Below are 12757 nucleotides of genomic sequence, written 5' to 3'. Positions count from 1 at the left end.
CGCATGCGCCTGTTTCGCTCACTGACCTTGCTGATGACCCTGGTCGCCCCCTCGGTATTTGCCGACGATTTGTATCAAGTTGAAATGATCCTGGTGCGGCAGAACGCCGTACCTGCCATCGTCAGCCGAGCCGCACCGGAAGACTGGGCTGCCGGCGCCAAGCTCGTGAGTTCGGATAGCCTGCGGTCGCCGACCTTGAATGGTGAGGTGGAAAAACTCACCGCCAGCAATCAATACACAGTGTTGCTGCACAAGGCGTGGCAACAGACTTTGGGCGAGGAAGCCAGCAAGGTCGCGGTCAGCGATGGCGCAGAACAGTTCGGCCAGTTCCCGATCGAGGGCACCCTGAGCTTGAAACTGGGACGCTTTACCGACGTCGACGCCGATTTCTGGGTCAACCAGATCGACGCCAACGGCCTGGTCACCTCCAGCGAGCGCCTGAAACAGGAAAGCCACACCAAGAACGGCCAGCTGAATTTCCTCGACAACGGCCACCTCGGCCTGCTGATCAAGATCACTTCGTTGACCGCCCCCGCACCTCGGCCAGTCCCCGATGAAATTCCGGACTGATTGAAGTCCTTATGTCCACGACCCTGAGCAAACCCCTGGCACCGTCCTGGGTCAGCCGATTCAAGGAACAGAGCCTGGAGCGTGGCCGCCGCTACGCCCTGGAGAATCGCGTCAGGATCGTCGAAGTGGGCGACGCCACCATCGTGGCTGCGTGCGAAGGCTCTGGCGGCAACGTCTACCGTCAGACCATTCGCCTGCGCGAGTCAGCCAAATCGACGCTGCTGATGGTCGATGCCACCTGCAGCTGCCCCGTGCGCAACAACTGCAAGCATTGCGCTGCGGTGCTGCTGCAGGTGCAGGAAACCCTCGACTACCCAGCGGCCGCCAAAGACGCCGAACTCCTGGAAAAACTCTCGGCGGTCCTGGAAAACCGCAACCCGAAAACCGTGCCGCAGGTACTGGTGGACAATGTCCAACCGGTGCCGCGCCTGTGGCTGGCGAGCATCGAGTTCAGCGCGTTCGAGCCGCGCAACGGCAAGATGCAGCGGTATATCCAGCACCGCGCCGCGCTGTCTTTCAACTACCTGGACGAATACGTCTCAGGTCAAAAAAACGCCGACATCTTGATCCGCCAGGAGACCCAGACCCTGCGAATAAAGCGGCAGCCGGAAGTGGAACAGTCCTACCGGGAACACTTGCGGATCCTCGGTTTCAAGATCGCCACACGGCAAAGCAAGGCCTTGCCGGAAAGCGCTGGCGAGCTGTTCGAGATGGTCAACGACAGCGCCTGGCTGACTTTCACCCTCAACGAACTGCCCAAGCTGCGCACCCAGGGTTGGGAGCTGCAGATCGACGAGGACTTCGGCTTTGACCTGACGGCCGTGGATGACTGGTACGCCACCGTCGAACAGGCGCCTGAGCGCGACTGGTTTGATCTGGAACTGGGCATCATCGTCAACGGTGAGCGCCTGAGCCTGCTGCCGATCCTGTTGAACCTGATGCGCTCGCACACCGAAATTCTCAACCCGGAGCGCCTGGCCCGGCGTCGGGATGACGAGCTGATCCTGGTCAACATTCCTCATCGGCCCAACTCCGAACACGGCCCGCTGCAAGTCGCCCTGCCCCTGGGTCGGTTGAAACCGGTGCTGGCCACTCTCGGCGAGTTCTACCTGCAGGAGCCTGGCGAGACCACGCTGCGCCTGAGCAAGGCCGATGCCACGCGCCTCAATCCGCTGGAAGACATGCCGCTGCTGTGGGAAGGCGGCGAACAGATCCGCACGTTCGCCCAGCGCCTGCGTGACATCAAGGACTTCACCGCAGCCGCGCCCGACGGCCTCAACGCCACTCTGCGCCCCTACCAGCTCGAAGGCTTGAGCTGGATGCAGTCGCTGCGCCAGCTGGAAGTTGGCGGCATTCTCGCCGATGACATGGGCCTGGGGAAAACCCTGCAGACCCTGGCGCACATTCTCAGCGAGAAGCACGCCGGGCGCCTCGATCGGCCCTGCATGGTGGTGATGCCGACCAGCCTGATCCCCAACTGGCTCGACGAAGCAGCGCACTTCACCCCGCAACTCAAGGTCCTGGCCCTGTATGGCGCCAGTCGCAAAAAACATTTCGACCACCTGGCCGACTACGACCTGATCCTGACCACGTATGCACTGCTGCCCAAGGACGTCGAGCGCCTGGCCACGCAACCCTTGCACGTACTGGTGCTGGATGAAGCGCAGTACATCAAGAACCCCAACAGCAAAGCCGCCCAGGCTGCCCGCGAACTCAACGCACGGCAGCGCCTGTGCCTGAGCGGCACCCCGCTGGAGAATCACCTGGGTGAACTCTGGTCGCTGTTTCACTTCCTGCTGCCGGGCTGGCTGGGCGACGTGAAGAGCTTCAATCGCGATTACCGCGTGCCCATTGAAAAACGCGCCAGCGAAGTCCGCCTGCAGCACCTGAACGGGCGAATCAAACCCTTCCTACTGCGCCGCACCAAGGAGCAGGTGGCAACGGAGTTACCGCCGAAAACCGAGATCATTCATTGGGTCGAACTCAACGAGGCCCAGCGCGACGTGTACGAAACGATGCGCCTGGCCATGGACAAGAAAGTCCGCGACGAGATCACCCGCAAAGGCGTGGCCCGCAGCCAGATCATCATTCTCGAGGCGCTGTTGAAACTGCGTCAGGTGTGCTGCGACTTGCGCCTGGTCAGCGACGCCGCCCCGCCCACGCGCGGCAGCACGTCGGGCAAACTCGACAGCCTGATGGAGATGCTCGATGAGTTGTTTGAAGAAGGCCGGCGGATTCTGTTGTTCTCGCAATTCACTTCGATGCTGGCGTTGATCGAGGTCGAGCTGAAGAAGCGCGGGGTTGAATATGCCCTGCTGACCGGGCAGACCCGCGATCGTCGCTCGCCGGTCAAAGATTTCCAGAGCGGCAAGCGGCAGATCTTCCTGATCAGCTTGAAGGCGGGAGGCGTCGGCCTGAACCTGACCGAAGCGGACACGGTGATTCACTATGACCCGTGGTGGAACCCGGCAACGGAAAACCAGGCAACCGACCGCGCCTATCGCATCGGCCAGGAGAAGCCGGTGTTCGTCTACAAGATGATTGCCCGGGGCACGGTGGAAGAGAAAATTCAGCACCTGCAAAAGGAAAAATCCGACCTCGCGGCGGGCGTACTGGATGGGCGCAGCGCCGGGGACTGGAAGTTGCAGAGTGATGATATCGAGGCGCTGTTTGCGCCGCTGCCGGATAAGCTCGAAAAACGCTGATTCTGCAGCGGCTGTCAGATCGTCATCGCGAGCAGGCTCACTCCTACATCGGATAACACATCACCTGTAGGAGCGAGCCTGTGGGAGCAAGGCTGTGGGAGCAAGGCTTGCCCGCGATGGGGTCTACCCGGTATTGCGACTAAGTTAGCCCTTAAGCACCCGCGCCAAAGTCGACTTCACCTTCCCCATCCCATCATGCAACGCCTGCTCGATCTCAGCCATGGTAATCACCGCCGTCGATTTCCCAGCTGCCGGGTTCACCACCAGCGCCAGGCATGCGTAATCCAGCTCCAGCTCACGGGCCAGTGCCGCTTCAGGCATGCCGGTCATGCCGACGATATCGCAGCCATCACGCTCCAGCCGGGTGATTTCGGCAACCGTTTCCAGGCGTGGTCCCTGGGTGCAGGCGTATACACCCTGGCTGCTGTACTCCACACCTTCAGCCGCCAGCGCTGCAATCAATTGCTGGCGCAACGGCTCGCTGTAGGGGTAGCTGAAGTCGATGTGGGTCACCTGCTCCAGGTCGTCGGCGAAAAACGTGTGCTCGCGCCCGCTGGTGTAGTCGATCAGCTGGTGCGGCACGCAGAAATGCCCGGTGCCCATCGCACTGTGAATGCCGCCCACGGCGTTGACCGCCAGAATCGCTTCAGCACCGGCCTGTTTCAGCGCCCAGAGGTTGGCGCGATAGTTCACCTGATGGGGCGGGAAACGGTGGGGATGACCGTGGCGGGCCAGGAACAGCACTTCCTTACCGGCGTACTCACCTATCTGCACCTCGGCCGAAGGCGCGCCGTAAGGCGTATCCACCGCCAGGGACTGACGAATGTTCAGGCCTTCGAGCTGGGTCAGGCCGGTGCCACCGATGATCGCGTAAACCGTCATAACGTTGAATCCTTATTCAATCAGTTGAGCTTCTTTGAGCGCGCCGATGGCGGCCAGCCAGCGTGGCTGCTGACGGTATTCGGCGTTGGCAAAGGATTGCCCACGCATCCGCGCAATACGCGCTGAAGGTGTGACTTTGAGCCGCTGCGCCGCCGACAGGGCAAGCTCTGCCGCTGCGCGATCGTTGCATACCAGGCCCATATCGCAACCGGCGGTCAGCGCCGCCTCGATCCGACTGGCCGCATCACCGACCACATGCGCGCCCGCCATGGACAGATCATCACTGAAGATCACTCCGTCAAATTGCAGCTCGCCGCGCAGGATGTCCTGCAACCAGCGGCGGGAGAAGCCGGCCGGTTGAGTGTCGACTTGCGGGTAGATGACGTGGGCCGGCATCACTGCCGCCAACTGCTTGCTCAAACGGGCGAACGGCACCAAATCGTTGGCGCGAATCTCATCGAGACTGCGCTCATCGTTGGGGATGGCCACGTGGGAATCCGCTTCAGCCCAGCCATGCCCGGGGAAATGTTTACCGGTGGCCGCCATGCCGGCACTGTTCATGCCGCGAATGAACGCGCCGGCCAGCAAGGCGGCGCGCTGCGGATCGCCTTCGAACGAGCGGGTGCCAACCACGGCGCTGCGTTGGTAATCCAGGTCCAGCACCGGGGCGAAGCTCAGGTCAAGGCCGACTGCAAGTACTTCAGTGGCCATGATCCAGCCACACTGCTCGGCGAGGTATTCGGCATTCGGATTGTCGGCAATGGCGCGCATCGCCGGCAGCCGCACGAAACCTTGGCGCAACCGCTGAACGCGTCCACCCTCCTGGTCTACCGCCAGCAGCAGGTCGGGACGCACCGCGCGGATCGCCGCACTCAATTCACGCACCTGGCGCGGGTGTTCGATGTTGCGGGCGAAAATGATCAGCCCGCCCACTTCCGGTTGACGCAGCAACTGGCGATCTTCAGCCGTCAGCCAGGTACCGGCGACGTCCACCATCAACGAGCCTTGCAGGCCAGCAGTCATAGAGATTCCTTGATAACGAAAAACCCGGCGCGCACGAATTCGCCAACCTGGGCGAGGCCCGGCAGGTCGGCGAAAGCAATGGGAAGCGGGTTCAGAACGAGAGTCGGCATGGGCGGCTAGCTTAGCGGATGTAAGCTGCCACGCCCACCCGTGCGCGGTTAAACCTTGGCGGCAACCTGTGTCGATTTACTGCGTGGACGCAACTGCGCGGTCGCCATGGCAGAGTCAGTCACACCCGTTTCGGCGCGCATGCCCGCCGCCAGAAACGGCACCATCAGGCGCATCACCTGCTCGATGGAGGTGTTGACGCCGAAATCGGTTTCGGCAATCGCGCGCAGCGCCTTGATCCCCGACATGCTGAACGCAGCAGCGCCGAGCATGAAGTGCACTCGCCAGAACAGTTCGATCGGCGGAATGCGCGGCGCGGCTTCGTTGACCAACATCATGTAGCGGCGAAACACCTTGCCGTACATGTCTTCCAGATAGCGCCGCAAGTGACCCTGGCTCTGGCTGAAAGCCAAACCGAGCAGGCGCATGAAAATCGACAGGTCGTTGCCGCTGCGTGGTTGCACCACCAAAGCCTGCTCGACCAGGATTTCCAGCAGCTCTTCCAGCGTCGGCTTGTTTTCCGGCTTGGCCTGGCGGCGTTCCAGCTCTTTGTCGAGGCTCAGGCAGAACGGCCCGAGGAAGCGCGAGAAAACTGCCTGGATCAGGGCTTTCTTCGAACCAAAGTGATAGTTCACCGCTGCCAGGTTGACCCCGGCCTTGCTGGTGATCAGGCGCAACGAGGTTTCGGCGAAACCTTTTTCCGCGAACAATTGCTCGGCAGCATCGAGAATGCGTTCAACGGTTTCCGACTGGGCCATGGCTACTCCGCCTGACAAACACTTGTTTGAAACATACGTTTCAGACCCTGTCTTGTCAAGCCTGGCAGTTCGTTTCGGGAATGGTCGGTCAGCTATTTAACCATACAACTGCAAAGCTTCAATCAGGGGCCGCAGCGACCGTCCAGCGGCAGGCAAAAAATCGGGCATTGCCAAGACCGTTCCACTGTATATAATCCCAGTCACTGTATAAAAAGACAGAGCGATCAATATGCTAAAGCTGACGCCACGCCAAGCAGAGATTCTGGCCTTCATCAAACGCTGCCTCGAAGACAACGGCTACCCGCCGACCCGTGCGGAAATCGCCCAGGAACTGGGGTTCAAGTCGCCCAACGCGGCGGAAGAACACCTCAAGGCACTGGCCCGCAAAGGTGCTATCGAAATGACCCCGGGTGCTTCCCGCGGCATCCGTATTCCGGGCTTCGAAGCCAAGGCCGCCGACGACTCTACCCTGCCGATCATTGGCCGGGTGGCTGCCGGTGCGCCAATCCTGGCCCAACAGCACATCGAAGAGTCCTGCAACATCAACCCGACCTTCTTTCATCCACGCGCCGACTACCTGCTGCGGGTGCACGGCATGAGCATGAAGGATGTCGGCATTTTCGATGGCGACCTGCTGGCGGTGCATACCACCCGGGAAGCGCGAAATGGCCAGATCGTGGTCGCGCGGATCGGCGACGAAGTTACCGTCAAGCGCTTCAAGCGCGATGGCAGCAAGGTCTGGTTGCTGGCTGAAAACCCTGAATTCGCCCCTATCGAAGTCAACCTGAAAGATCAGGAACTGGTGATTGAAGGCTTGAGTGTTGGCGTCATTCGCCGCTAAAGGAGGCTTTATGCAATTCCCGCACACATCACAGCAAGCCCAACTGCCGTTGTTCGAGGCATTCATGGTGCAGCCGTTGGCGCCCATCCTCAAAGACGTGGTCGAATCGCCGTGGAGCGCCGAACCGGAAGTCTTCAGCGAACTGTCACTGCGTGGTGCAGCCGGGAATTGCCTCAACCTTCTCGCTCCGATCCTCAGGGAGCTGAGCCAGGACCAGGACGCCCGCTGGCTGACCCTGATCGCCCCGCCCGCCAGCCTGACCCAGGCCTGGCTGCGGGACGCCGGCCTCAACCGTGAGCGCATCCTGCTGCTGCAACCCCGCGGCACCCAGAGCGCCCAGCAACTGACGTGCGAAGCTCTGCGACTGGGGCGAAGCCACACCGTAGTCAGCTGGCTCAACCCGCTGGGCTCTGTGCAACGCCAACAGCTGATCAGCGCCGCCCGGACCGGGGACGCACAAAGTCTGAATATTCGACTGGGCTAAGCGAACTACTGCGCGCAGGGACTATGCGCGGGGCTTCTCAAAGGACAGAGAAGCCGATCTGTAGAAACCGACGGGCGGGATCAATGAAGAACCCGCGACCCCTCATCTTTCTCGAATTCACCTTCAACCATGCGACCGGCCATCTGCACGCCGACGCTCAACATCGCCTTGGCGACTTCCACGTGCTGGCCTTGCAGGAACGCTTTGGCGTCTTCGGAGAAATCCAAAGTCACCAGAGAACCCTCGTCCTCAGCCCTGCGCAGCTCGATACGGCCGTCAGGCAACTCGACAATTTCCAGAAACGACGTTGGCATAAAAGTCTGTTCTCCACGAAAGGCGGGGATTATATAGGCATCGGCCATGCTTCGCTCGGGATCTTGACCAGCAGTGCCATTGATTGCACTGCTGAATACCCAGCGATCAGCACTCGTTCAAACCTTCACGGAAACGAATGGCCAGGCCCTTGAGGTTTTGCCGCCAGCTCTCAAGCTCTTCACGACTGAGTTCTTGAGGGGCTTGTTCTTCGTCCAGGTTGATGGCCTGAATCAGCGGCTGGGTCACATCGCCCTTGGGCTTGTGCGGGGCACGAGGTGGCTGGAACAGCGCTGAGTAAGCGGCCAGCAACTTCGCCAGCCAGGTTTCAGGATTGTGCGCCAGTTCAACCATCTCGGCCATTTCCGGAATGGCGATGGCTTCCAGCACTTCGCGGGTCAGCAGCATTTCGGCGCGCGGGGCGTTGGCTTGGGGCAGTCGGTAGAAACCGGCGATTTCATGGCACAGGCCCAGCAGCGCACCGTACAGATGAAACAGCGCCGACTCGCGCCCCGCCTGGATTAGCGCGAGGGAGTTCATCGCCCGCCCCTCTTCGGCCTTCGCCAGCGCCTCGAGCGACAGGCCAGCGAAATAAATCTTCTGGTTGGTGCGGGTATAGAGTTCGTGGGCCATAACGGCAGTCTCCACAGCGAAATAATTGCTTGAAGCAGGTCGTGTAGGAGCGAGCTTGCTCGCGATGATCGTTAACGATAACGCAGGGGGGGCATGGTATCCCGTGGCGTTCTCAGGTTCATCGCGAGCAGGTCGCTCCTACAGAGGTCTTCCGATTCTACGCCTTCGCAGCCGGTCGCTTGTCCTCAACCTTCCACTTTCCGCCATCGTAATACGCTTTCCAGCCAGTCGGCTTGCCGTCGACTTCTGTCTGCACGTACTGCTCCTTGGTCTTGCGGCTGTAGCGAATCACGGCCGGCAAGCCATCCGGGTCTTTCTTCGGTGCTTCGCAAAGGAAGTGATACTTCGGATCGATCTCGTCCTTGTGCGGAATGATCTCCATCACCAAGGGCGCACGAGTCTCACGGTTTTTCGGGAACTGGCTGGCAGCCAGGAACAACCCGGAAGCCCCGTCGCGCAGGATATAGGTGTCGTTGACCTTTTCGCACTTAAGCTCAGGCATCTTCACCGGGTCCATTTTCGGCGGCGCCGCGTCACCGCTTTTCAGCAGCTTGCGGGTGTTCTTGCAGGTCGCGTTGGTGCAGCCAAAGAACTTGCCGAAACGGCCGGTCTTGAGTTGCATCTCGCTGCCGCACTTGTCGCATTCCAGGCTCGGACCTTCATAGCCCTTGATGCGATAGCTGCCTTCTTCGATCTCGTAGCCGTCACAGTCCGGGTTGTTGCCGCAGATGTGCAACTTGCGCTTCTCGTCCAGCAGGTAGGCGTCCATCGCCGTGCTGCAGATCGGGCAGCGATGCTTGCCGCGCAGTACCAGGGACTCCGATTCGCCCTCGTCGTCCGCAGCGATTTCGTCGCCTGGCACCAGGTTAACGGTGGCCTTGCAGCGTTCTTTCGGCGGCAGGCTGTAGCCTGAGCAACCGAGGAACACGCCAGTCGATGCGGTACGAATCTGCATCGGACGACCGCACACCACGCACGGGATGTCAGTCATCACCGGCTGGTTGGCGCGCATCCCGCCTTCGGCACTTTCGGCTACTTCGAGTTTTTTCTTGAAGTCGCCGTAGAACTCGTCGAGCACGCTTTTCCAGTCGCGTTCGCCCTGGGCCACGTCATCGAGGTTCTCTTCCATGCCGGCGGTGAAGCCGTAGTCCATCAGGTTGGAGAAACTCTCGGACAGGCGCTCGGTGACGATGTCGCCCATCTTCTCCGAGTAGAACCGACGGTTGTGCAGCGCAACGTAGCCGCGATCCTGGATGGTCGAAATGATCGCTGCGTAGGTCGAAGGACGACCGATGCCGCGTTTTTCCATTTCCTTGACCAGGCTCGCTTCCGAATAACGCGCAGGCGGCTTGGTGAAGTGCTGGGTCGGATCAAGCTTGATCAGCTTCATCGAGTCGCCCTGAGCCATGTCCGGCAGTACGTCGTCATCGCCAGGCTTGGCGATCTGCGGCATGACGCGGGTGTAACCGTCGAACTTGAGGATGCGGCCCTTGGCGCGCAACTCGAAATCACCAGCGCCCACGGTGACGGTGGTCGACAGGTATTGCGCCGGCAGCATCTGGCAAGCCAGGAACTGGCGCCAGATCAGCTCGTAGAGGCGCTCTGCATCACGCTCCATGCCCGACAGCTTGCTTGGCTCGGTATTGGCGTCAGACGGACGAATCGCTTCGTGAGCCTCCTGTGCGCCTTCCTTGCTGCTGTAGACGTTCGGGTTCTCCGGCAGGTACTTCTTGCCGAACTCAGTCTCGATGTAGCTGCGCGCCATGGTCACGGCATCAGCCGAGAGGTTGGTGGAGTCGGTACGCATGTAAGTGATGTAGCCGGCTTCGTACAAGCGCTGGGCCATCATCATGGTTTTCTTCACGCCGAAGCCCAGGCGGTTACTTGCGGCCTGTTGCAGGGTGGACGTGATGAATGGCGCGGACGGCTTGCTGCTGGTCGGCTTGTCTTCGCGCTTGACGATGCTGTAGCTGGAAGCCTTGAGCTTCTCCAGCGCGGCCATCGCCTGGGTTTCGTTCAGCGGCTTGAAGGCCTCGCCTTTCTCGCGAGCGACGTCAAAGCGCACGGTGGCGCCCTTGGCGGTGCCGAGGTCAGCGTGCACTTCCCAGTATTCTTCAGGGTTGAACGCACGAATTTCGCGTTCGCGCTCCACCACCAGCTTCACCGCAACCGATTGCACGCGACCGGCAGACAGGCCACGGGCGATCTTGGCCCACAGCAGCGGCGAAACCATGTAACCCACCACGCGGTCGAGGAACCGACGCGCCTGCTGGGCATTTACACGGTCGATGTCCAGCTCGCCGGGTTTGGAGAAGGCTTCTTGAATGGCCTTCTTGGTGATCTCGTTGAACACCACGCGCTTGTAGCGGCTCTCGTCACCACCGATGGCTTCGCGCAGGTGCCAGGCAATGGCTTCCCCCTCGCGATCCAAGTCGGTTGCGAGATAGATGGTGTCAGCATCCTTGGCGAGCCGGCGCAGCTCTTCGATGACCTTTTCCTTGCCCGGGAGGATCTCGTACTTGGCTTTCCAGCCATGATCGGGATCGACGCCCATGCGCGAGACCAGCTGCTTGCGCGATTTCTCTTTCGGCGTGAGCACCGGACCTTCACCCGCGGCGGCCTTGCCGCGCTTGGCGGCAGGCTCTTTGCTGGCGCTAGCCGAACCGCTGGTGGGCAGGTCTCGGATATGGCCGATACTCGACTTCACCACGTATTGGTTACCCAGATACTTGTTGATGGTCTTGGCCTTAGCCGGGGATTCCACAATGACCAGCGATTTGCCCATGGATCAGAAAATTCCTGAATTCTAGAAGTGAAAGGCGGTTGGCGCCTGACGCGGCACCGCTATATATAGTGGCTACAAGGTGAGGTCAAGCGCAGGGTTCAGCGCGCACTCAGCTTATGCCTTCGAAAAAACGCTCGGTTCAGCTTGCACCAAAGCAAAGCGTGGCACCTGTTCGCCGTCAACCTCGACCGACTCCAGGAACATGCTCAGGGGACGCACCCAAAAACCGTAATCACCATACAGGGCTTGGTAGAAGACCACTTCTTCTTCTGTTTCCGAATGTCGCGCAATGCTGAATACGCGGTACTGCGGACCTTTGTAATGTTGGTAGAGCCCAGGTTGTATCGGCATGGTTTGGCCCTCGCACAAATCTTTTCAAAATAAAAATAAAAAAAATTTCAGAAAAACAAAAACCGGGGCACTTGGCCCCGGCTTCCATCAACGAAACGCTTAAACGCGTTCGAAGACGGTGGAGATGCCTTGGCCGAGACCAATGCACATGGTTGCAACCCCGAGGCTGCCGCCATTTTGCTTCATCACGTTCAGCAGAGTGCCGGAGATACGCGCTCCGGAGCAACCGAACGGGTGACCCAAGGCGATCGCGCCGCCGTGCAGGTTAACCTTCTCGTTCATCTTGTCGAGCACTTTCAGATCTTTCAGCACTGGCAGGGCCTGTGCGGCGAAAGCTTCGTTAAGCTCGAAGAAGTCGATATCGTTGATGCCGAGGCCCGCACGTTTAAGTGCTTTCTGGGTCGCCGGTACTGGACCATAGCCCATGATTGCCGGGTCCACACCTGCCACTGCCATCGAGCGGATCACGGCCAGAGGCTGGATACCCAGGTCCTGGGCACGCTGCGCCGACATCACGATCATGCACGAGGCACCATCGGTGATCTGCGAAGAAGTACCGGCTGTCACGGTGCCGCCCTTCGGGTTAAACGCTGGCTTCAACGCCGCCAGGCTTTCCAGGGTGGTTTCCGGACGAATGGTTTCGTCGTAGTCGAACAGTTTCAGGAAACCGTTCTCGTCGTAGCCCTGCATCGGGATGATCTCGTCCTTGAACTTGCCTTCCACAGTCGCCTTGTGGGCGAGCTGGTGGGAGCGCACGCCAAAGGCGTCCTGCTGTTCGCGAGTAATGCCGTGCATCTTGCCAAGCATTTCCGCGGTCAGGCCCATCATGCCCGAGGCTTTCGCCGCGTACAGCGACATGTGCGGGTTCGGATCGACACCGTGCATCATGCTCACGTGACCCATATGCTCGACGCCGCCGACGACGAACACGTCACCGTTGCCGGTCATGATTGCTTGCGCAGCGGTGTGCAGCGCGCTCATCGACGAGCCACACAGGCGGCTGACGGTCTGGCCGGCAGCAGTGTGCGGGATCTGCGTCATCAGGGACGCCATGCGAGCGATGTTCCAGCCCTGCTCCAGGGTCTGGTTGACGCACCCCCAGATCACGTCTTCGACTTCGTTCGGGTCAACCTTGACGTTGCGTTCAAGCAGCTTGCTGATCAGGTGCGCCGACATATCTTCGGCGCGGGTGTTGCGGTGCATGCCGCCCTTGGAGCGGCCCATCGGAGTACGACCGAAGTCGACAATCACGACGTCTCTTGGATTCAAGCTCATAAAATTTCACTCTCGCTCAAGTGTTGGGAC

12 protein-coding genes are annotated in these 12757 nt (G+C 60.3%); 4 read left to right on the top strand and 8 right to left on the bottom strand.

The genetic code is table 11. The annotated features are described in order from the left end of the window. The first annotated feature begins 3 nt into the window (after positions 1-3). Positions 4-570, top strand: a complete 567-nt coding sequence (locus ORL50_RS08770; protein WP_266012724.1) for a CsiV family protein — start codon at positions 4-6, stop codon at positions 568-570. 11 nt (positions 571-581) lie between these two features. Further along, the gene (locus ORL50_RS08765) at positions 582-3275 is read left to right on the top strand and encodes a DEAD/DEAH box helicase (RefSeq protein ID WP_266012721.1); all 2694 of its coding nucleotides are present in this window, start codon (positions 582-584) and stop codon (positions 3273-3275) included. A gap of 144 nt (positions 3276-3419) precedes the next feature. On the opposite strand, the gene ORL50_RS08760 is transcribed toward ORL50_RS08765, so the two are convergent. The 3 genes from ORL50_RS08760 to ORL50_RS08750 all read right to left on the bottom strand — a co-directional run bounded on the left by ORL50_RS08760 (position 3420) and on the right by ORL50_RS08750 (position 6046). Then, positions 3420-4157, bottom strand: a complete 738-nt coding sequence (locus ORL50_RS08760; RefSeq protein ID WP_266012717.1) for an S-methyl-5'-thioinosine phosphorylase — start codon at positions 4155-4157, stop codon at positions 3420-3422. A 12-nt stretch (positions 4158-4169) separates the two neighbouring features. Then, a complete protein-coding gene (nagZ, locus tag ORL50_RS08755) occupies positions 4170-5168 on the bottom strand; it encodes a beta-N-acetylhexosaminidase (RefSeq protein ID WP_266013260.1) in 999 nt (332 codons plus the stop codon). A 170-nt stretch (positions 5169-5338) separates the two neighbouring features. Then, complete coding sequence (locus tag ORL50_RS08750) at positions 5339-6046, bottom strand: TetR/AcrR family transcriptional regulator (RefSeq protein WP_008037709.1); 708 nt, start codon at positions 6044-6046, stop codon at positions 5339-5341. Between the two features lie 229 nt (positions 6047-6275). Here ORL50_RS08750 and lexA point away from each other — a divergent pair, with 229 nt between their 5' ends. Further along, positions 6276-6887: a transcriptional repressor LexA gene (gene lexA / locus ORL50_RS08745; protein WP_122838163.1), complete on the top strand. Its 612-nt coding sequence runs from the start codon at positions 6276-6278 to the stop codon at positions 6885-6887. Between the two features lie 10 nt (positions 6888-6897). Further along, positions 6898-7371 (top strand): SOS-induced cell division inhibitor SulA, encoded by a 474-nt coding sequence (gene sulA, locus ORL50_RS08740; protein WP_266012707.1) that lies wholly within the window; start codon positions 6898-6900, stop codon positions 7369-7371. Between the two features lie 80 nt (positions 7372-7451). Here the strand turns inward: sulA and ORL50_RS08735 are convergent, their stop codons facing one another. The 5 genes from ORL50_RS08735 to fadA form a co-directional block, all read right to left on the bottom strand. Continuing rightward, the gene (locus ORL50_RS08735) at positions 7452-7685 is read right to left on the bottom strand and encodes a hypothetical protein (protein WP_034148009.1); all 234 of its coding nucleotides are present in this window, start codon (positions 7683-7685) and stop codon (positions 7452-7454) included. A gap of 106 nt (positions 7686-7791) precedes the next feature. After that, positions 7792-8316, bottom strand: coding sequence for a DUF6586 family protein (locus tag ORL50_RS08730; RefSeq protein WP_266012700.1), 525 nt, complete (start codon positions 8314-8316; stop codon positions 7792-7794). 157 nt (positions 8317-8473) lie between these two features. Beyond that, positions 8474-11101 carry a type I DNA topoisomerase gene (topA, locus tag ORL50_RS08725; protein WP_266012698.1) on the bottom strand — a complete coding sequence of 876 codons (2628 nt, stop codon included), beginning with the start codon at positions 11099-11101 and terminating at the stop codon, positions 8474-8476. Between the two features lie 114 nt (positions 11102-11215). Then, complete coding sequence (locus tag ORL50_RS08720) at positions 11216-11452, bottom strand: DUF1653 domain-containing protein (RefSeq protein WP_262164890.1); 237 nt, start codon at positions 11450-11452, stop codon at positions 11216-11218. Positions 11453-11551: 99 nt separating this feature from the next. Further along, on the bottom strand, positions 11552-12727 hold the full coding sequence (gene fadA / locus ORL50_RS08715; RefSeq protein ID WP_045062413.1) for an acetyl-CoA C-acyltransferase FadA: 1176 nt from the start codon (positions 12725-12727) through the stop codon (positions 11552-11554). Positions 12728-12757 lie beyond the last annotated feature (30 nt).

The organism is Pseudomonas sp. RIT-562, assembly GCF_026241895.1.
GTDB lineage: Bacteria > Pseudomonadota > Gammaproteobacteria > Pseudomonadales > Pseudomonadaceae > Aquipseudomonas > Aquipseudomonas mandelii_F.
The sequence above is the reverse complement of the archived record's forward strand: the minus strand, read 5'-3'. Positions and strand labels throughout refer to the sequence as shown.

What these genes read in the sequence shown, in the direction of transcription:
- topA (WP_266012698.1), bottom strand. Translation starts at nt 11,101, where the DNA reads ATGGGCAAATCGCTGGTCATTGTGGAATCCCCGGCTAAGGCCAAGACC.
- ORL50_RS08765 (WP_266012721.1), top strand. Translation starts at nt 582, where the DNA reads ATGTCCACGACCCTGAGCAAACCCCTGGCACCGTCCTGGGTCAGCCGA.
- ORL50_RS08735 (WP_034148009.1), bottom strand. Translation starts at nt 7,685, where the DNA reads ATGCCAACGTCGTTTCTGGAAATTGTCGAGTTGCCTGACGGCCGTATC.
- sulA (WP_266012707.1), top strand. Translation starts at nt 6,898, where the DNA reads ATGCAATTCCCGCACACATCACAGCAAGCCCAACTGCCGTTGTTCGAG.
- ORL50_RS08750 (WP_008037709.1), bottom strand. Translation starts at nt 6,046, where the DNA reads ATGGCCCAGTCGGAAACCGTTGAACGCATTCTCGATGCTGCCGAGCAA.
- ORL50_RS08770 (WP_266012724.1), top strand. Translation starts at nt 4, where the DNA reads ATGCGCCTGTTTCGCTCACTGACCTTGCTGATGACCCTGGTCGCCCCC.
- lexA (WP_122838163.1), top strand. Translation starts at nt 6,276, where the DNA reads ATGCTAAAGCTGACGCCACGCCAAGCAGAGATTCTGGCCTTCATCAAA.
- fadA (WP_045062413.1), bottom strand. Translation starts at nt 12,727, where the DNA reads ATGAGCTTGAATCCAAGAGACGTCGTGATTGTCGACTTCGGTCGTACT.
- ORL50_RS08730 (WP_266012700.1), bottom strand. Translation starts at nt 8,316, where the DNA reads ATGGCCCACGAACTCTATACCCGCACCAACCAGAAGATTTATTTCGCT.
- ORL50_RS08760 (WP_266012717.1), bottom strand. Translation starts at nt 4,157, where the DNA reads ATGACGGTTTACGCGATCATCGGTGGCACCGGCCTGACCCAGCTCGAA.
- ORL50_RS08720 (WP_262164890.1), bottom strand. Translation starts at nt 11,452, where the DNA reads ATGCCGATACAACCTGGGCTCTACCAACATTACAAAGGTCCGCAGTAC.